Here is a 17,696-nt window from a genome sequence, read left to right as displayed (position 1 = left end):
CCCCGCTTTCCGGAGCCCCGGAAAGCGGGCGTATCGCGGCCCTTCCCCAATCGCCAGCCAAACGGACCAAGCATGCTGACCAAGCTGATCGGTAAGACCTTCGGAACCCGGAACGAACGCCTCCTGAAGCGCTACCACAAGCTGGTGGAGCGGGTGAACGAACAGGAGGAGGCCGTACGGGCCCTGAGCGACCAGGACCTGGCGGCGCAGACCGAGCGGTTCCGGGAGCGCCTTGCCGGAGGGGAGAAACTGGACGATCTGCTCCCGGAGGCCTTCGCCACGGTCCGGGAGGCCAGCTACCGGGTGCTGGGCATGCGCCACTTCGATGTCCAGCTCATCGGCGGCATGGTGCTCCATGACGGCAAGATCGCCGAGATGAAGACGGGTGAGGGCAAGACCCTGGTGGCCACCCTGCCTGCCTACCTGAACGCCCTCCCGGGGGAGGGCGTCCACGTGGTCACGGTGAATGACTACCTGGCCGGCCGCGATGCGGAGTGGATGGGCCAGGTGTACCGCTTCCTGGGCCTCTCCGTGGGCACCATCCGGGCCAACATGCCCACCGAGGAGCGCCAGCAGTCCTACGCCTGCGACATCACCTACGGCACCAACAACGAGTTCGGTTTCGACTTCCTGCGGGACAACATGGCGTTCCGCAAGGAGAACCAAGTCCAGCGGGAGCACGCCTTCGCCATCGTGGACGAGGTGGACTCCATTCTCATCGATGAGGCCCGCACGCCGCTGATCATCTCCGGGCCCACCGAGGACCGCACCGACCTCTACTACAAGATCGACCGCATCATCCCCAACCTGGAAGCCGAGACCGACTACGCGGTGGATGAGAAGGCGCGCCAGGTGACCCTCACCGAGGACGGCAACGAGAAGGCGGAGCGTCTCCTGGACGAAGCGGGATTGCTGAACGAGGGCGACCTCTACGACGCCGCCAACGTCAACCTGGTGCACCACGTAAGCCAGGCCCTGCGCGCCCACGCCCTGTTCACCCGGGAGAAGGACTACATCGTCCGCGACAACCAGGTGGTCATCATCGACGAGTTCACCGGGCGGATGATGCCGGGCCGGCGCTGGTCCGACGGCCTCCACCAGGCGGTGGAGGCCAAGGAGGGGGTGGAGATCCAGAACGAGAACCAGACCCTGGCCTCCATCACCTTCCAGAACTATTTCCGGCTCTACGACAAGCTCTCCGGCATGACCGGCACCGCCGACACCGAGGCGGTGGAGTTCAAGCAGATCTACGACCTTGAAGTGGTGGTGGTGCCCACCCACAAGCCCATGGTTCGCGAGGACCTGGACGACGTGGTGTACCGCACCAAGGGGGAGAAGTTCGACGCCCTGGTGGAGGAGATCCGGGACTGCTACGAACGCGGCCAGCCGGTGCTGGTGGGCACCGCCTCCATCGCGGTGTCCGAGGAGCTGGACGAGCAGCTCAACCAGGCCAAGATCCCGCACAACGTCCTGAACGCCAAGTTCCACGAGAAGGAGGCGGAGATCATCGCCCAGGCCGGCCGGCCGGGGACGGTGACCATCGCCACCAACATGGCCGGCCGTGGCACCGACATCGTACTCGGCGGCAACCTGGACCTGGAGCTGCGGGCCATCGAGGAGGACGACAGCCTCTCCGAGGAGGAGAAGGACCGGCGCCGCGAGGAGACCCGCCGGGACTGGCAGGAGCGCCACGACCGCGTGGTGGAGCTGGGCGGGCTGCATATCGTCGGCACCGAGCGCAACGAATCCCGGCGCATCGACAACCAGCTGCGGGGCCGCGCCGGCCGCCAGGGCGACCCCGGCGCCTCCCGCTTCTTCCTGTCCCTGGAAGACGACCTCATGCGCATCTTCGCCTCGGAGCGGGTGAGCGGCCTCATGCAGCGCCTCGGCATGCCGGAGGGCGAGCCCATCGAGCACCCCTGGGTAAACAAGGCCATCTCCAACGCCCAGCGCAAGGTGGAAGGCCGCAACTTCGACATCCGCAAGCAACTGCTGGAGTACGACGACGTCAACAACCAGCAGCGCCAGCTCATCTACGAGCAGCGGCGGGAGCTCATGGAGTCCGAGGACATCTCCGACACCGTGGAGGCCTTCCGCGAGGCCGTGCTGGATTCGGTGTTCCACCAGCACATCCCGCCGCAGTCCGTGGAGGAGGAGTGGGATACCGCCGGCCTGGAAGAAGGCCTCTACCACACCTTCGGCCTCCACCTGCCCGTCCGCCAGTGGCTGGAGGAGGATCCCGACCTCCACGAGGAGCCCCTGAAGCAGAAGCTCTGGGAGGCGATCACCGATTTCTACCGGGAGAAGGAGGCCTCCGTCGGACCGCAGGTGATGCGTGAGTTCGAGAAGGTGGTGGCCCTGCAGGTTCTGGATACCCAGTGGAAGGACCACCTGGCCGCCATGGACCACCTCAAGGAGGGCATCCACCTGCGCGGCTACGCCCAGCGGCAGCCCGTCCAGGAGTACAAGCGGGAGGCCTTCAGCATGTTCGAGGCGCTCCTGGACCGGTTCAAGCAGGAGGTGGTGGAGCTGCTGTACAAGGTTCAGGTGCGCGCCGAGTCCGACCTGGAGGCCTTCGAGGAGGATGCCTCCGAGCCGGCGGACATGGAGTACCAGCACCCCACCGCCGAGGGGGCGGTGGCCTCCGAGGTGGTGGGCTCAGAGGGCGGCCATGCCGCCCGGGCCGAGGCCGAGCCGGCCGAGGAGCCGCAGACCGTCCGCCGGGAGGGCCGCAAGGTGGGCCGCAACGAGCCCTGCCCCTGCGGCTCCGGGAAGAAGTACAAGCAGTGCCACGGGAAGGCGAGCTAGCCATGGCGGTGGGTCCGGACAACCGGCCCGAGCTGGCATCGGTTTCCGGGGTCCGGCTGGGGACGGCCGCGGCCGGCTTCAAGGATCCCGACCGGGAGGACCTACTGCTGGTTGCCCTGGCCCCCGGTAGCCGGACCGCAGCGGTGTTCACGCGCAACCGCCTGCGTGCCGCACCGGTGCTGGTGGCCGAGGAGAACCTGGCCACCGCCGCACCCCGCGCCCTGCTGGTGAATTCGGGCAACGCCAACGCCGCCACCGGGCAGCCCGGCATGGAGGTGGCCCGGGAGAGCTGCCGCCTGGTGGCCGAAGCCCTTGAGGTGGATGCCGACACGGTGCTGCCGTTTTCCACGGGCGTTATCGGGGAGCCCCTCCCCCTGGAGCCCTTCGACGGGGCCCTGCCGGTATGCGTCAGCCGGCTCCGGGAGGAGCCGGAGGCCTGGTGGGCGGCCGTCGAGGCCATCGGCACCACCGACACCCGACTGAAGGGGGCGAGCCGTACCCTGGAGGTGGCGGGGACCCCGGTCCACATCACCGGAATCGCCAAGGGGTCCGGCATGATCCACCCCAACATGGCCACCATGCTCGCCTTCGTGGCCATGGACGCCCCGGTGGCGGACGAGCCCCTGCGGGTTATGCTAGAGACGGCCGTGGCAGAGAGCTTCAACCGCATCAGCGTGGACGGGGACACCTCCACCAACGATGCCCTGACCCTCTCCGCCACCGGACAGGCCGCCATGGCTCCGGTGGATTCCGTCACGGACCCCAGGTACAACGAGCTCGCCGAGGCGGTGACGGGGGTCTGCCGGGACCTCGCCCTGGCCATCGTGCGCGACGGCGAGGGGGCCACCAAGCTCCTCACCATCCGAGTGTCCGGCGCCGCCGCAGACGCCGAGGCCGAGGCTGTCGCCGACCGGATCGCCCGATCGCCCCTGGTGAAGACCGCGGCCTACGCCAGCGACCCCAACTGGGGGCGGCTCCTCGCGGCTGCGGGCGCCGGGGCGCCGGAGGACCTGGACTGGAGCCGGGTGACCCTGCACCTCGGCGAGGTATGCGTGGTACGCGGCGGGGTGCGGGCGGACGATTACACCGAGGCGGCCGGACAGGCGGCCATGGCGCCCGAGGAGGTGACCGTGCACCTCGACCTGGGCCGGGGCCGCGGATCCGCCCTCCGCTGGACCTGCGACTTCTCCCACGAGTACGTGACCATCAACGCCGAGTACCGCACCTAGGTACCCGCGGCTGTGGGGACCGCAGAGACGCGGAGGGCGCCGAGAAAAGCCCCGCAAAGGCCGGCAGGACCCTTTGCCCGGAGGAAGGATCCCCTTTCCCTCTGGATTCCCTTTTCCCCATTCTCGTTTCCTTCTCCGTGACCTCAGCGGTTAATCCAGCATCGAACAGGGGCAACCGTGGCCGTCGACCCTGAGCTCCATGTGGCGGTGGGATTGGTTCGGCGGGAGGGGTGTTTCCTCCTCGGAAGCCGGGACCCCGACAGGCCGGGAGGCGGGATCTGGGAATTCCCGGGCGGCAAGCTGGAAGCCGGTGAGACGGCGGAGGCGGCCCTGCATCGGGAGCTGGCCGAGGAAGTGGGCATTCACGTTCACTCGGCCCACACCTACCCGGCCTACGACCACCGTCAGCGGGACTACGCCGTGCGCCTGTATCCCTTCCTGGTGATGGAATTCCGCGGCAGGCCCAGGGGGCTGGAGGGCCAAGCCGTGCGCTGGGTGGCGGAAGCGGAGCTGTGGGCGGAGGCCGACGCCATGCCCGGCGCCAACGCCCCCCTGCTCCACCACCTGGCCGAATGCGGCCTGTTCGGTCCCCGCTAACCCCCGCGCCTTCCGATCCGGAAGGCTTCCCGCGTTTACCCTTCCAGCACAGCCAGCAGGCTCCGTACTGCCCAGGAGACGTCCGGGGCGGCCAGAATGGCGTCCATGCAGGCCACGCCCTGGGCACCGGCCTGCCGGGCCGTGGCGGCGTTGGCGGGGCTGATGCCGCCCAGCGCAACCACGGGAACGGGGCTACCCGCGGCCAGGGCGGCGAACCGCTCGGGCCCAAGGGGGCGGGCTTCGGGGTGGCTGCGGGTCTCGAACAGGGGGGAGAGCAGGGCGAAGGACGCGCCTACTTGCCGGGCGCGCTCCAGCCCGGCGCGGTCGTGGGCGGCCACGCTCAGGGGCCCGTCCCATTGGTCGGCGGCCGGGCGGGGGAGCCCCTCGGGCAGGTGGAGGCCGTCGGCCGCCACCGCCCGGGCCAGCCCGGGCCGGCCGTTGACGAGGAGGCGCGCGCCGCGCGCGCGGGTTGCCTCGCGCAGGGCGGTGCCGAGGACCAGGGCCTCGTCCTCGGGCAGGTCGCGGTCGCGGAGCTGAACGGCTGGAAGGCCCGCATCCAACGCCCTTTCCACCACCTGGGACAGGGGTCGGCCGCCGGTGCGGTTGCGATCGGTGATCAGGAGGAGGGGGGGAGCCTCAAGCGTTTTCGGCCTCCATGGCCTCAGCGATGGGCCCCTGTAGCTTGGTCAGCGCCTTGCGCTCGATCTGACGAACCCGCTCGGCGGAGATCTGGAGCTCGTCGGCCAGCTCCTGGAGGGTGGCCGCCGGGTCGGTAAGCCAGCGCCGCTGGATGATCTCGCGGCTGCGCTCGTCCAGGTTCGCCAGGGCGCTGGCCAGCGCCTCGCCGGTACGCTCCTTGTGCTCCGATTCGGCCAGCTCCTCCTCCACGGATTCGCCGCCGTCGGGGAGCATGTCCACCCGGGTGTCGCCGTCTTCGTCCTCGCCGATGGGCTCGTTGAGGGACTGGTCCCCTCGGGACATCACGGCGTCCATCTTGAGCACCTGCTCCTCGGGCACCTGCAGGTCGTCGGCGATGTCGCGGGCCTCCTCGCGGGACAGCCAGGAGAGGTGCTTCTTGGCCTTGCGCAGGTTGAAGAACAGCTTGCGCTGGGCCTTGGTGGTGGCCACCTTGACCATGCGCCAGTTGCGCAGGATAAACTCATGGATCTCGGCCCGGATCCAGTGCACGGCGAAGCTCACCAGCCGGACGCCCCGGTCCGGATCGAAGTTCTTCACCGCCTTCATGAGGCCGATGTTGCCCTCCTGGATCAGGTCCGCGAAGGGCAGGCCGTAGTCCTGATAACCGCGTGCGATCCGGACCACCACCCGCAGGTGGGACAGGACCAGGGCGCGGGCGGCTTCCAGATCCTCCTCGCTACGGTACCGCCGGGCGTAATCCTGCTCCTCCTCCCAGGAAAGCAGGGGGAGCCGGCGTACGTAGGACAGATAGCTCTCCAGAGAGCCGCTATGGGCGTCAATCGAGAGGGTGAGGCTCTTGGAAGCCATGGGCTGGACCTCCCCTGGTTGCAAAAGGGTTCCGGACTCGGCTGGCGACGAAGCGCCCCGATGCCTTGCCGGGGGACGTAAGTCGTTACGCCGTCGCCGTTATTCCTTAGAGGCCGTTTCCCATCCGAAGTTCCGGGGGCGTGGCCCGGTCTCCCTCCTAAGGTGGGGGCCAGCCCGAAGGATTTCAAGGGGTCGCCCGGAAGGGCGGTCCCCTTCAGGCGGGCTCGATCTCCCGCAGGTGGCGGCGGACCGCCACCCGCGAGCCCAGCCAGCCGAGGGCGCCGCCTGCCAGCAGCAGGTAGCCGTAGAAGCCCGCGCCGGGTCCTTCCAGGCCCAGGCGCGCCCCGTAGCGGGCGGCGAGGTCGGCCACGGCCGCGTCCAGAAAGGCCAGGGCAACCGCCACCAGCACCCCCGCCCCCACCGCCGCCAGGAGGCCCTGAATCAGGCCCGCGTACAGGAAGGGCCGGCGCACGAAGGCGTCGGTGCCGCCGATCATCTTCACCACCTCGATCTCCCGACGCCGCGCGGCCACGGCCAGGCGGATGGTGTTGCCGATGACCAGGATCACCACCCCGCCCAGGACCAGGGCGATGCCCCCGCCGAGGCTGCCCAGGAAGTCCACCACCGCCTGGAAGCGCTCCACCCACTGGCGCTCGTACTGCACCTGATCCACCCCCGACCAGCCGCCGATGTCCTCGGCCAGACCGGACATACGTTCGGGGGCGCGCTGGGCCGGGGCGACGGTGACCCGGAAGCTGCCCGGCAGGGGGTTGTCCGGCATTCCCGCCAGGGCGTCGCCGAGCCCCAGTAGGTCGGCGGCCTCCTCCAGGGCCTCATCGGGGGGCGTGAACGCCACCGCCCGGACGCCGTCGAGACCGCGGAGCCGCTCCTCCAGGGCCTCACGGTCCGGGGGATCGTTGGGGACGAGGAAGACGTTGAGGGTCCCCGGGGCGTCGAAGCGCTCCGTGAGGCGCTCCAGGTTATCGGTGGTCACCAGGAGGGTGGCGGGCAGGGCCAGGGCGAGGGCCAGGACCAGGGTGGTTAGCAGGGTGCTGCCCGGGGCCCGCCCGAGCTGGGCCAGGGCGTCGTCCAGGGCCTCGCGGTGTTGGTGGAGCCGGATGCGGGGGTTCATTGAGCGGCCAGCTGCCCTTCTTGCAACTGGATCTGCGGCAGGCCCAGCCGCTCCGGTTGCCCCAGGTCGTGGGTGGCCACCAGCACCGTCACGCCGAATTGGTGGAACTCGTGGAACAGGTTCATGACCTCGTTGGCCAGCTTGTGGTCCAGGTTGCCGGTGGGCTCATCGGCCAGCAGCAAGGACGGCTTGTTCACCAGGGCGCGGGCGATGGCCACGCGCTGCTGTTCGCCGCCGGAGAGGGTGATGGGCGCCTTGTTCTGGTGGCCCTCCAGGCCCACCTTGGACAGGGCCGCCTGCACCCGGCCCCGGATGCGGCGGTGGGGGAAGCCGGCCACCCGCAAGGCCAGGGCCACGTTGTCGAACACCGTGCGGTCGTAGAGCAGCTTGTGGTCCTGGAAGACGGTGCCGATGGCCCGGCGCAGATGGGGGATGCGGCGGCGCGGGATGCGGGTGATCTCCTCGTCGCCGAAGAAGATCCGCCCTCCCGAGGGCCGCTCCATGGCGGTGGCGAGCTTCAGTAGGGTGCTCTTGCCCGCCCCGGAGTGGCCGGTGAGGAAGTGCATGGAGCCTGGGGCCAGGTCCAGGGAGACCCCCTGCAGGGCCGTATGGCCCTGGGGGTACCGCTTGGAGACCCGGTCAAGGCGCAGCATCGCCCGCATCCGTTCCGGTGTCGAGAAGGGCGTCCACGTAGGCCTCCGGGTCGAAGGGGCGCAGGTCCTCCACCCCCTCGCCGATGCCGATGTAGCGGATGGGCAGGCCCAGACGCCGCACCAGGGAGACCGCGATGCCGCCCTTGGCGGTGCCGTCCAGCTTGGTCACCACCAGGCCGGTAAGGGGCACCGACTCGTGGAACTTCTCGGCCTGGGCAATGGCGTTCTGGCCGGTGGTGGCGTCCACCACCAGCCAGGTCTCGTGCGGGGCGTCCTCGTCCAGGCGGTTCACCACCCGCCGGACCTTGGCAAGCTCTTCCATGAGGTTGGTCTTGGTGTGCAGCCGGCCCGCCGTGTCGGCGAGGAGGACGTCCGCTTCCCGGCTGGCGGCGGCCTGCACGGCGTCGTGGATCACCGAGGCCGAGTCCGCCCCGGTGTCCTGGGCCACCACCGGGCAGCCGCAGCGCCCGCCCCACTGCTGGAGCTGCTCCACCGCCGCCGCCCGGAAGGTATCGCCGGCGGCCAGCATCACCGACAGGCCCTCCTCCTGGTACCGGGCGGCCAGCTTGCCGATGGTGGTGGTCTTGCCCACGCCGTTGACCCCCACCACCAGCACCACGCGCTGGTCGGCCCCGGGCTGCCAATCCAGGGGGTCGGCGGGGGCGGACACGGCCTCCACCAGGTGCTCGCGCAGCGCCTGCACCAGCGCCTCGGGGTCGTCGAGGTCGCGGCGTTTGACCCGCTCGGTGATGGCCTCGATGATCTCGGTGGTGGCCTCCACACCGACGTCGGCGGTGATCAGGAGGGTCTCCAGCTCCTCGATGAGCTCGTCGTCGATCTGCTTCTTGCCCGCTACCAGCCGGGCCAGACCCTCGGTGAAGCTGCCGCGGGTCTTGGCCAGGCCCTGCTTCATGCGGGCGAAGAGTCCCCGCCGGCCGTTGCCGTTGTCGGCGGGCTCCTGCGATTGGTTCTTACGCTTGAACATGCGCTCTCACTGCGTTGGGGGTGCGGCGGGCGAATCGCCGCCCCATGATAACCTGGAAGGCCCCGGATGCGCAGGATCCTTAACCTAGGAGAAGACATGCTCAAAGGTCCAGCTGCCGTGCGCCTGTTCTCCGCCCTGGGCGCCCTGGTACTGGCGGCCGCGCCCGCCCAGGCCCAGGAGGAGGTGGTCTCCCGCACCCTGTCCAACGGCATGGAGGTGCTGGTGAAGTCCGACCACCGCGCGCCGGTGGTCACCTCCATGGTCTGGTATCGGGTCGGCGGGCTCGACGAGCCCCGTGGCCGGACGGGCATCTCCCACGTGCTCGAGCACATGATGTTCAAGGGCACGGAGGAGGTGGGCCCCGGCGAGTTCTCCGAGATCATCGCCCGCAACGGCGGCCAGGAGAACGCCTTCACCGGCCAGGACTACACCGCCTATTTCGAGCAGCTCGCCGCCGATCGCTTGGAGGTGGCCCTGCGCCTGGAGGCGGACCGCATGGTCAACCTCCTGCTGCCTCCCGAGGAGTTCGAAAAGGAGGTCCAGGTGGTCATGGAGGAGCGCCGCCTGCGCGTGGAGGACAACCCGCAGGCCAAGGCCCGGGAGGTGCTGTCCTCGGTGGCCTTCGACGCCAGCGGCTACGGCGACCCCATCATCGGCTGGATGCCCGACCTCAAGGCCCTCACCGTGGAGCAGACCGAGGCCTGGTACCGCGAGTACTACGCCCCCGCCAACGCTCGCCTGGTGGTGGTGGGCGATGTGGAGCCCGAGGAGGTCTTTGCCAAGGCCGAGGAGCACTTCGGCGCCCTGAAGGGCGGCGAGGAAGGGCCGCAGCGGCCCGACTACGGGGCGGAGCCGGGGGGCGAGCGCCAGGCGGACATCACCGGCCGGGCCCGGGTGCCGTACCTGGTGGCCGGCTACCGCGTGCCCAACCTGCCCGCGTCCGAGGAGGAGTGGGAGCCCTACGCCCTGCGGGTCCTGGCCGGGATCCTGAGCGAGGGGCGGTCCGCCCGCTTCCCGGCGCGGCTGGTGCGGGAGCGGGGCGTGGCCGCCGCGGCGGACACCTACTACGACCCCGCCAGCCGGGACTCCGGGCTGTTCTACGTGGACGGCGTACCCGCCCGCGGCACCTCCCTGGCGGACCTGGAGGAAGCCCTGTTGGCGGAGGTCCGCGCCCTGCGGGAGGAGCTGGTGTCCGGGGAGGAGCTGGACCGGGTCAAGCGCCAGATCGAGGCGGCCGAGGTGTTCGAGCGCGACTCGGTGTTCTACCAGGCCATGCAGATCGGCATGCTGGAGACCATCGGCTACGGCCACGAGTACCTGGACACCTACGTGGACCGTATCCGCGCGGTGACCCCCGAGCAGGTCCGGGAGGTGGCCCGCAAGTACCTCCAGCCCGGGCGCCGCACGGTGGTGCGGCTCCACCCCGAAAAGCCCCAATCCGCGGAGGAGGAATCGTGAGCACAGGAACGGCGACGGGGATGCTCCGGAAGGGCGCGCGCGCCCTGGTGCTGGCGGCCGGACTGGGCCTGGCCCTCGGGCCGGGGAACGCCCCGGCGGAGCCCCGGGAGGACGGGGCGGGGGAGGGCGAATATTCCGTCCCCATCGAGACCTGGCGGATGGACAACGGGGCGCGGGTCTATTTCGTGCACCGCCCCTCGCTGCCCATGGTCAGCGTCCGGGCCACCTTCGACGCAGGCAGCGCGCGGGATCCCGAGGGACGCCACGGCCTGTCCGCCCTGGTGGCGCGCATGCTGGACGAGGGCGTCGGCGACCTATCCCCCGACGCCTTCGCCCGCGAGGTGGACGGGCTGGGCATGGACTTCGGGGCCTCGAGCAGCCGCGACACCTTCTCGGTGCAGGTCACCAGCCTCACCAGCGAGGACACGGAAGAGCAGGCCCTGGACCTCATGGCCCGGGCCCTGCGGGATCCGGCCTTCCCCGAGGCGGCCCTGCAGCGCGAGCGCCAGCGCCAGATCATCTCCATCCGCCGCGACCGGGAGGATCCCCAGACCGAAGGGGTAAAGGCCTTCTTCCGGGCCGTCTACGGCGACCACCCCTACGCCCACCCCGGCAAGGGCATCCCGGAGCACCTCCGGGGCATCGGCCGCGAGGACCTGCGGGACTTCGCGGAGCGCCACTTCGTGGGGGCCAATGCCACCATCGCCGTGGTGGGGGATCTGGAGCGGAAGGAGGCGCGGCAGCTTCTGGCGGACTCCCTGGGCGGGCTTCCCGAGGGCTCCCGTCCCGAACCCCTGCCCGAGGTCCCCGAGCTCGACGGTCCCCGGCAGGTTTTCCTGGAGCGCGACGTCACGCAGTCCCACGTGCTCATGGGCCAGCCCGCCATCCGACGCGGCGGGGAGGACTACTTCCCCCTCCTGGTGGGCAACTACAGCCTGGGCGGCGGCGGCTTCGCCTCCCGCCTGATGGGGGCGGTGCGCGAGGAGCGCGGCCTGTCCTACAGCGTGTTCAGCACCTTCCGCGGCCTGCAGCGCCGGGGTCCCTTCGTCGCCGGGCTGCAGACGGCCAACGAGAACCTCGAAAAGGCCCTGGAGGTGCTGCAGGGCGAGGTAACGGAGTTCATCGAGAACGGGCCCACCGAGGAGGAGGTGGGAGCCGCCCAGCGCTACCTCACCGGCTCCTTCCCGCTGGATATCGCCGGCAACAAGGACATCGTGAGCAACCTGGCCACCATGGGCTTCTACGGCCTTGGCGAGAACTACCTGGAGCGCTACATCCCCCGGGTCCGCGCGGTGGACGGACAGGCCATCCAGGCCGCCATGGGCGGCCGCCTCGACCCGGCGCGTATGGTCACGGTGGTGGTGGGGGCCAAGCGTCCCGAGGGCTTCGAGGAGCTCGAAACGGGGCAGTGAGGGGGAAAAGCCGATAGGTTTCCATGACAAGGCATGTTGTGGGAACCTATAGCCCGAACTGTCCCAGTTGAGGCAGGGGCGTTGTCCGGGGCGGGGTTCCCCGTACGAGTGGCATGGCTCGCCCCCGTAATGGGCCACAGCCGGAGGGAAGAAACATGGCCGATGTCGTACAGCGGGTGCTGCTGGTGGAGGATTCCGCTTCCTCCCGGCAAATGCTGGAGCATATCCTGCGTTCCGGCGGGTTCGATGTGATCTCCGCCGAGAACGGGCAGGAGGCGCTGGAAAGCCTGCAGCTGCGGCGCCCGGACGCCATCGTCTCCGACATCATGATGCCGGAGATGGACGGCTACGAGTTTTACCGCGAGGTGCGCAGCCAGGGCCGGTACGCCCTGGTGCCGTTCCTGTTCCTCACCGCCAAGGAGGAGGTTCAGGATCAGGTCTACGGCCTGTCCCTCGGCGCGGACGACTACATCACCAAGCCCATCGAGGCCGAGGAGCTGCTGGCCCGGATCCGCACCGCCCTCAAGCGTACCGAGCGGTTCTTCCAGGTCTACCAGCGCGACCCCGTCACGGGCATGATGATGCCGGAGCCCTTCCGGGAGCAGGTGATGGCCGAGGAGTCGCGGGCCGAGCGCTTCGGACGGCAGTTCAGCGTGCTCACCCTCAAGCTCGACCAGCTCTCCAGCTATCGCAAGGAGTTCGGCGATTTCACCGCCGACGCCTTCCTGGAGCAGGTGGGCAAGCTGCTGGGCCAGAACATGCGCAAGTACAACCAGATCAGCCGTTCCGGGATGGACCATTTCACCGTCCTGCTCCCCGAGGCCGGCGCCCAGGACGCCCAGGACGCCGGGGCCATCTGGAAGGACCGCATCGCCGGCCAGCGCTACACCACCCCCCAGGGCGGGCGCGAGCTGGACCTGACCGCCACCGCCATCACCGCCACCTATCCGGAGGACGGCGGCACCAGCGCCCTGCTGGAGCACTGCGGAGTGGGGCTCGAGCGGAAGTGGTGAGCGCCGGGCCGCCCCGGTCCGGATGAGGAACGCGCCGTGCGGGTGATCGGCGGACAGGCCAAGGGGCGCAGCCTGCGGGTGCCCAGGGGCAAGGGGGTGCGCCCCACCGCCGACCGGGTGCGGGAGACCCTGTTCAACTGGCTCCAGGGCGAGGTGGAAGGCAGCGTCGCCCTGGACCTGTTCGCCGGCAGCGGCGCCCTGGGGATCGAGGCCCTGTCCCGGGGCGCGGACCACGCCACCTTCGTGGAATCGGCGCGCCCGGCCCAGGCCGCCCTGCGGGAGAACCTCGCCCTGTTCGGCGAGGATCCCCGCATCCGGGTGCTGTCCGCCTCGGCGTGGCGGTTCCTGGACGGCGCCGCGGAGCGCCCCTTCGACCTGGTCTTCCTCGATCCCCCCTTCGGCCACGGCTGGGCCTCCCGCGCCGCGGCCACCTTGGAGGAGGGCGGCTGGCTGGCTCCGGAGGCCCGGATCTTCCTGGAGGTGGGCGGCGACGAAGACCCCCCGGAGGTCCCGGCGGGCTGGCGGGACGACCGGCGGGGCACCTGCGGCGAATCCGCCTTCCATCTCTACCGGCGGGAGGGCTAGCCCCGCCCAGGGGAGGAAAGCCGTGACAGCGAAAGTACCGGGGCGGGATCCCCGGGTGGCCCTGTACCCGGGCACCTTCGATCCCATCACCAAGGGCCACGAGGACCTGATCCGCCGGGCGAGCCGCCTATTCGACGAGGTGGTGGTGGCGGTAGCCGCCAACTACGCCAAGGGGCCCTGGTTTCCTCTGGAGGAGCGCGTTGCCTTGGTGGAGCGGGTCATGAGCGACGTGCCCAACCTGCGGGTGATCGCCTTCGACCGGCTGCTCATCGACATCGTCCACGAGCAGGGCGCTGGCGTGATCCTGCGCGGCCTGCGGGCCATTTCCGATTTCGAGTACGAGTTCCAGATGGCCTCCATGAACCGCAAGCTGGATGCGGACGTGGAGACCATGTTCCTGATGACCGGCGAGTCCTATACCTACCTCTCCTCCGGGCTGGTGCGGGAGATCTACCGCATGGGCGGCGACGTCTCGGCCTTCGTCCACTCGGAGGTGGTGAGCGCCCTGAACCATCGCCTGGGCCCTGGCACGGGGCCCGGGTCCGGGGAGGATTGAAGCGGTGTCCCTCTACATCACCGACGAGTGCATCAACTGCGACGTCTGCGAGCCCGAGTGCCCCAACGAGGCCATCTACCAGGGCGAGGAGATCTTCGAGATCGACCCCGGGCGCTGCACCGAGTGCGTGGGGCACTACGACGAGCCGCAGTGCGTGGAGGTCTGCCCCGTGGACTGCATCCTCCCCGATCCCCAGCGGCGCGAGAGCGAGGAGACCCTCTTCGCCCGCTACGAGGCCCTGATGGACGAGGCCTCCTGAGCCGGCCCCGACTCCCGCGCGGCACCGTTCCAGGAGCACCCATGTTCCGGCCCACGCCAAGCCTCCGGCGCTTCTTCCCCTTCCTGATGATCCTCCTGCTCCTCCCGCTACCCGTCCTGGGGGATGGAACGCCGGGGAAGGCAGCCGTGGTAAGCGCCCACCCCAAGGCCACCGAAGCGGGGCTGGAGGTCCTGGAGGCCGGCGGCAACGCCTTCGACGCGGCGGTGGCCGTCTCCGCCGCCCTGGCGGTGGTGGAGCCCTACGGCTCGGGCCTGGGCGGGGGCGGCTTCTGGCTGCTGCGCACCGCGGACGGCCGGGAGGTCATGGTGGACGGCCGCGAGGAGGCGCCGGCGGCGGCCACCCCGGACATGTACCAGGACGCCGAGGGCCAGGTGATCGAGGGGGCCTCCATCAACGGCCCCAAGGCGGCCGGGGTGCCCGGCGAGCCTGCGGCCCTGGCGCACCTGGCCGAGAAATACGGCGCCCTGCCCCTGGCCGAGAGCCTGGCCCCGGCCATCCGCTACGCCCAGGAAGGCTTCGCCGTCACCGAGCACTACCGCACCCTGGCGGAATTCCGCCAGGAGGTCCTGCGCCGCCATCCGCGCGCCGCGGAGGTGTTCCTCGCCGAGGGCGAGGTGCCCGAGGTCGGCACGGCGATCCGCCAGCCGGACCTGGCCCGAACCCTGGAGCGGCTCGCCGCCGAAGGCCGGGACGGTTTCTACACCGGCCCGGTGGCCCGGGAGCTGGCGGAGAGCAACCAGGCCGCCGGGGGCCTCATCACCCGGGAGGACCTGGAGGGCTACGCGGTGGTGGAGCGGGAGCCCGTCGCCTTCGACGTGGCTGGCCACCGCGTGGTCTCCGCCCCACCGCCGTCCTCCGGGGGGGTGGCCCTGGCTCAGATCCTGCGCATGCTGGAGGCCAAGGACTACGCCGGGCGCAAGGGGGCCACCCGGACCCACCTGTTCATCGAGGCCATGCGCCGGGCCTACCGCGACCGGGCGGTCCACCTCGGCGACACCGACTTCGTGGACGTGCCCCTGGACCGTCTGACCAGCCGGGACTACAACGCCGGCCTGGCGGCCACCATCCATCCCGAAAAGGCCCTGCCCAGCGCGCACCTGCCCGGCCCCCCGGCGGCCATGGGGGGACGGAACACCACCCACTTCTCCATCCTGGACGGGGAGGGCAACCGGGTGGCCGCCACCCTGTCGATCAACTACCCCTTCGGCAGCGGTTTTGTGGCCGGGGACACGGGCGTGGTGCTGAACGACGAGATGGACGACTTCGTGGCCAAGCCCGGAGAGCCCAACGTCTATGGGCTGGTGGGCGGGACGGCCAACGCCATCGAGCCCGGCAAGCGGCCGCTGTCGTCCATGAGCCCCACCTTCGTGGAGGGCCCCGAGCGGACCCTGGTCGTGGGCACCCCCGGCGGTTCCCGCATCATCACCATGGTGGCGCGGGCGGTGGCGGGCTTCGTCTACGACGAGGGCGGCCCCGAAGCCCTGGGGCACTGGGTGGAGCGGCCCCGCTACCACCACCAGTACCTGCCCGACGAGGTCCAGCACGAGCCCGGGGCCTTTCCCGAAGGGGGGCGCGCCGCCCTGGAGGAGATGGGCCACACCCTGGCGGAGATGGACCGCACCTACGGGGACATGCAGGCGATCCTGTGGAACCGCGAGAGCGGAAGTTTGAAGGCCGCAGCGGACCCCCGGGGCGAGGGAGAGGCGAAGGTGCTGAGCCCCACGGCCCCCTAGCGGCCTCCCCATTGCCCCCGGTCCGCGCGCTTCTCAGGGGCCGGGGGCTTCACCTTCGAACCGCACCAGCCTCCCCGCCTGCCCTCTGTTCCCCCACCGGCACCCGTATGGACCATGAAGAGGCCCCGCCGGGGAGGCGGGGCCCATGAACCGCACGGCAGGTGGCTCAGCTTACCTTGGTGAGGCGCAGGTAGGGCTTGAGCTCCTCGAAGCCCTGCGGGAATCGCTTCTCCGCCTCCTCGTTGCTCACCGTGGGCGGGATGATGACCCTGTCGCCCTTCGTCCAGTCCGCCGGGGTGGCGATCCCGTGGGCGTCCCCCACCTGCAGGGCGTCGATCACCCGGAGGATCTCGTCGAAGTTGCGGCCCACCGACATGGGGTAGGTCATGGTCAGGCGGATCTTCTTCTTGGGGTCGATGATGAAGACCGAGCGCACCGCGGCGGTGCTGCTCTCCTCCGGATGGATCATTTCGTAGAGCTTGGAGATCTTGAGGTCCGCATCGGCCACGATGGGGAATTCTAGGGTGGTGTTCTGGGTCTCGTTCACGTCCTCGATCCACTTGACGTGCTCTTCCACGGTATCGGTGGAAAGCCCCAGCGGCTTGACGTTGCGGGCCTCGAATTCCTTGGCCAGTTGGGCGGTACGCCCCATCTCGGTGGTGCATACGGGGGTGAAATCCGCCGGGTGGCTGAAGAAGAAGCACCAGGAGTCGCCGATCCAGTCGTGGAATTTGATGGTGCCCTTGGTGGTCTCGATCTCGAAGTCCGGTGCGGTGTCGCCGAGGTGAAGTGCCATAGGATGCTCCTTTCGCGGTTGGTGGGGAGGTCCTACCCGTTGGACACTCCGCGCGGGCCAGAATCCTCCCAACCGGGCTCCCTGCGGGCATCCCTTATCCAGGTTTTCGAGGGGGAAATCGCTCCGGTCTACCGCTGGCAGCCCGGGCAGAAGAAGCTCGACCGCTGGCCGATGACCACCTTGCGGATGCCCCGCCCGCAGACGGGGCAGGCCTCCCCCTCCCGACCGTAGACCGCGAGCTCCTGCCGGAAATAGCCCGGGGCGCCCTCGCCGCTGGTAAAGTCCCGCAGGGTGGTCCCGCCCGCCGCGATGGCCTCCTCCAGGACCGCCGCCACGGCCGCCGCCAGCAGGACGTAACGGTCCCGTCCGACGCGGCCCGCCTCCCGGCCGGGATGGATGCCCGCCCGGTACAGCGCCTCGCTGGCGTAGATGTTGCCCACCCCCACCACCACCTGGGCGTCCATGAGGAAGTTCTTCACCGCCAGGCGCCGGCCCCGGCTGCGACGGTACAGGTAGTCGCCGGTCAGCTCGGGGGAGAGGGGCTCCGGGCCCAAGCCGGCCAGGCGGGGGTGGCGCTCCGGCGGCTCCGGGGTCCAGAGGACGGCCCCGAAGCGGCGGGGATCGCGCAGGCGCAGAACCATTCCGCCCTCCAGCAGCAGGTCCACGTGGTCGTGGGCGGTGGGCGGGGTTTCCGCGGGCACCACGCGCAGGCTCCCCGACATCCCCAGGTGGAGGAGGAGGGTTCCCGAGGATTCCAGGCGCAGCAGGAGGTATTTGGCGCGCCGCTCCACGGCCGCCACGCGGCGGCCACGCAGGATCGCGTCCAGATCCTCCGGAACCGGCCAGCGCAGGCGGGGCTCCCGGACCCGGGCGCCTTCCAGCCGCCGGCCCTCCACGTGGGGAGCGATGCCGCGGCGGGTGACCTCCACTTCCGGCAGCTCGGGCACGGTTAC

At 70.2% G+C, this 17,696-nt stretch carries 17 protein-coding genes; 10 read left to right on the top strand and 7 right to left on the bottom strand.

Going from position 1 to position 17,696, the window contains the following annotated elements; all coding sequences use genetic code 11:
- Window positions 1-72 precede the first annotated feature (72 nt).
- The 3 genes from secA (at window position 73) to AN478_RS09995 (ending at window position 4,634) form a co-directional block, all read left to right on the top strand.
- On the top strand, window positions 73-2,808 hold the full coding sequence (gene secA / locus AN478_RS10005) for a preprotein translocase subunit SecA (RefSeq protein ID WP_054966479.1): 2,736 nt from the start codon (window positions 73-75) through the stop codon (window positions 2,806-2,808).
- A gap of 2 nt (window positions 2,809-2,810) precedes the next feature.
- Window positions 2,811-4,037, top strand: coding sequence for a bifunctional glutamate N-acetyltransferase/amino-acid acetyltransferase ArgJ (gene argJ, locus AN478_RS10000; protein ID WP_054966478.1), 1,227 nt, complete (start codon window positions 2,811-2,813; stop codon window positions 4,035-4,037).
- 177 nt (window positions 4,038-4,214) lie between these two features.
- Entirely contained in the window at window positions 4,215-4,634 is a 420-nt protein-coding gene (locus AN478_RS09995; protein WP_054966477.1) for a (deoxy)nucleoside triphosphate pyrophosphohydrolase, read from the top strand.
- Window positions 4,635-4,669: 35 nt separating this feature from the next.
- Here the strand turns inward: AN478_RS09995 and AN478_RS09990 are convergent, their stop codons facing one another.
- From AN478_RS09990 to ftsY, 5 genes are all read right to left on the bottom strand, one after another.
- Complete coding sequence (locus AN478_RS09990) at window positions 4,670-5,251, bottom strand: thiamine phosphate synthase (protein WP_399354456.1); 582 nt, start codon at window positions 5,249-5,251, stop codon at window positions 4,670-4,672.
- Window positions 5,252-5,270: 19 nt separating this feature from the next.
- Window positions 5,271-6,140, bottom strand: coding sequence for an RNA polymerase sigma factor RpoH (gene rpoH / locus AN478_RS09985; protein ID WP_054966475.1), 870 nt, complete (start codon window positions 6,138-6,140; stop codon window positions 5,271-5,273).
- Between the two features lie 214 nt (window positions 6,141-6,354).
- Window positions 6,355-7,272 carry a permease-like cell division protein FtsX gene (gene ftsX, locus AN478_RS09980; protein WP_054966474.1) on the bottom strand — a complete coding sequence of 306 codons (918 nt, stop codon included), beginning with the start codon at window positions 7,270-7,272 and terminating at the stop codon, window positions 6,355-6,357.
- On the bottom strand, window positions 7,269-7,925 hold the full coding sequence (gene ftsE / locus AN478_RS09975; RefSeq protein WP_054966473.1) for a cell division ATP-binding protein FtsE: 657 nt from the start codon (window positions 7,923-7,925) through the stop codon (window positions 7,269-7,271). The genes ftsX and ftsE overlap by 4 nt, the downstream gene beginning before the upstream one ends.
- Window positions 7,912-8,910 carry a signal recognition particle-docking protein FtsY gene (gene ftsY, locus AN478_RS09970; protein ID WP_054966472.1) on the bottom strand — a complete coding sequence of 333 codons (999 nt, stop codon included), beginning with the start codon at window positions 8,908-8,910 and terminating at the stop codon, window positions 7,912-7,914. The genes ftsE and ftsY overlap by 14 nt, the downstream gene beginning before the upstream one ends.
- A 96-nt stretch (window positions 8,911-9,006) precedes the next feature.
- Here ftsY and AN478_RS09965 point away from each other — a divergent pair, with 96 nt between their 5' ends.
- From AN478_RS09965 to ggt, 7 genes are all read left to right on the top strand, one after another.
- Window positions 9,007-10,368, top strand: a complete 1,362-nt coding sequence (locus AN478_RS09965; RefSeq protein WP_054966471.1) for a M16 family metallopeptidase — start codon at window positions 9,007-9,009, stop codon at window positions 10,366-10,368.
- Window positions 10,365-11,780, top strand: a complete 1,416-nt coding sequence (locus AN478_RS09960; protein ID WP_143004069.1) for a M16 family metallopeptidase — start codon at window positions 10,365-10,367, stop codon at window positions 11,778-11,780. Before AN478_RS09965 ends, AN478_RS09960 begins: the two co-directional genes overlap by 4 nt.
- 155 nt (window positions 11,781-11,935) lie before the next feature.
- Window positions 11,936-12,793, top strand: a complete 858-nt coding sequence (locus AN478_RS09955; protein WP_054966469.1) for a response regulator — start codon at window positions 11,936-11,938, stop codon at window positions 12,791-12,793.
- 36 nt (window positions 12,794-12,829) lie between these two features.
- Window positions 12,830-13,378 carry a 16S rRNA (guanine(966)-N(2))-methyltransferase RsmD gene (gene rsmD, locus AN478_RS09950; protein ID WP_054966468.1) on the top strand — a complete coding sequence of 183 codons (549 nt, stop codon included), beginning with the start codon at window positions 12,830-12,832 and terminating at the stop codon, window positions 13,376-13,378.
- Window positions 13,379-13,400: 22 nt separating this feature from the next.
- The gene (gene coaD / locus AN478_RS09945) at window positions 13,401-13,934 is read left to right on the top strand and encodes a pantetheine-phosphate adenylyltransferase (protein WP_082433019.1); all 534 of its coding nucleotides are present in this window, start codon (window positions 13,401-13,403) and stop codon (window positions 13,932-13,934) included.
- Window positions 13,935-13,938: 4 nt separating this feature from the next.
- Window positions 13,939-14,193, top strand: coding sequence for a YfhL family 4Fe-4S dicluster ferredoxin (locus tag AN478_RS09940; RefSeq protein WP_054966466.1), 255 nt, complete (start codon window positions 13,939-13,941; stop codon window positions 14,191-14,193).
- Between the two features lie 41 nt (window positions 14,194-14,234).
- Window positions 14,235-15,947, top strand: coding sequence for a gamma-glutamyltransferase (ggt, locus tag AN478_RS09935; protein ID WP_054966465.1), 1,713 nt, complete (start codon window positions 14,235-14,237; stop codon window positions 15,945-15,947).
- A gap of 166 nt (window positions 15,948-16,113) precedes the next feature.
- Here the strand turns inward: ggt and AN478_RS09930 are convergent, their stop codons facing one another.
- Together AN478_RS09930 and mutM are read right to left on the bottom strand one after the other, a co-directional pair.
- Window positions 16,114-16,743 (bottom strand): peroxiredoxin, encoded by a 630-nt coding sequence (locus AN478_RS09930; RefSeq protein WP_054966464.1) that lies wholly within the window; start codon window positions 16,741-16,743, stop codon window positions 16,114-16,116.
- 128 nt (window positions 16,744-16,871) lie between these two features.
- A complete protein-coding gene (mutM, locus tag AN478_RS09925; RefSeq protein WP_054966463.1) occupies window positions 16,872-17,690 on the bottom strand; it encodes a bifunctional DNA-formamidopyrimidine glycosylase/DNA-(apurinic or apyrimidinic site) lyase in 819 nt (272 codons plus the stop codon).
- Between the last annotated feature and the right edge of the window lie 6 nt (window positions 17,691-17,696).

This window comes from Thiohalorhabdus denitrificans, assembly GCF_001399755.1.
Lineage (GTDB): Bacteria > Pseudomonadota > Gammaproteobacteria > Thiohalorhabdales > Thiohalorhabdaceae > Thiohalorhabdus > Thiohalorhabdus denitrificans.
This window is presented reverse-complemented; position numbering and strand designations above follow the sequence as displayed.

Bases quoted from the DNA above. Each gene is read 5' to 3' on its own strand.
- rpoH (WP_054966475.1), bottom strand. From the start codon at position 6,140: ATGGCTTCCAAGAGCCTCACCCTCTCGATTGACGCCCATAGCGGCTCT.
- ggt (WP_054966465.1), top strand. From the start codon at position 14,235: ATGTTCCGGCCCACGCCAAGCCTCCGGCGCTTCTTCCCCTTCCTGATG.
- ftsY (WP_054966472.1), bottom strand. From the start codon at position 8,910: ATGTTCAAGCGTAAGAACCAATCGCAGGAGCCCGCCGACAACGGCAAC.
- ftsX (WP_054966474.1), bottom strand. From the start codon at position 7,272: ATGAACCCCCGCATCCGGCTCCACCAACACCGCGAGGCCCTGGACGAC.
- secA (WP_054966479.1), top strand. From the start codon at position 73: ATGCTGACCAAGCTGATCGGTAAGACCTTCGGAACCCGGAACGAACGC.
- AN478_RS09965 (WP_054966471.1), top strand. From the start codon at position 9,007: ATGCTCAAAGGTCCAGCTGCCGTGCGCCTGTTCTCCGCCCTGGGCGCC.
- argJ (WP_054966478.1), top strand. From the start codon at position 2,811: ATGGCGGTGGGTCCGGACAACCGGCCCGAGCTGGCATCGGTTTCCGGG.
- ftsE (WP_054966473.1), bottom strand. From the start codon at position 7,925: ATGCTGCGCCTTGACCGGGTCTCCAAGCGGTACCCCCAGGGCCATACG.
- AN478_RS09955 (WP_054966469.1), top strand. From the start codon at position 11,936: ATGGCCGATGTCGTACAGCGGGTGCTGCTGGTGGAGGATTCCGCTTCC.
- AN478_RS09930 (WP_054966464.1), bottom strand. From the start codon at position 16,743: ATGGCACTTCACCTCGGCGACACCGCACCGGACTTCGAGATCGAGACC.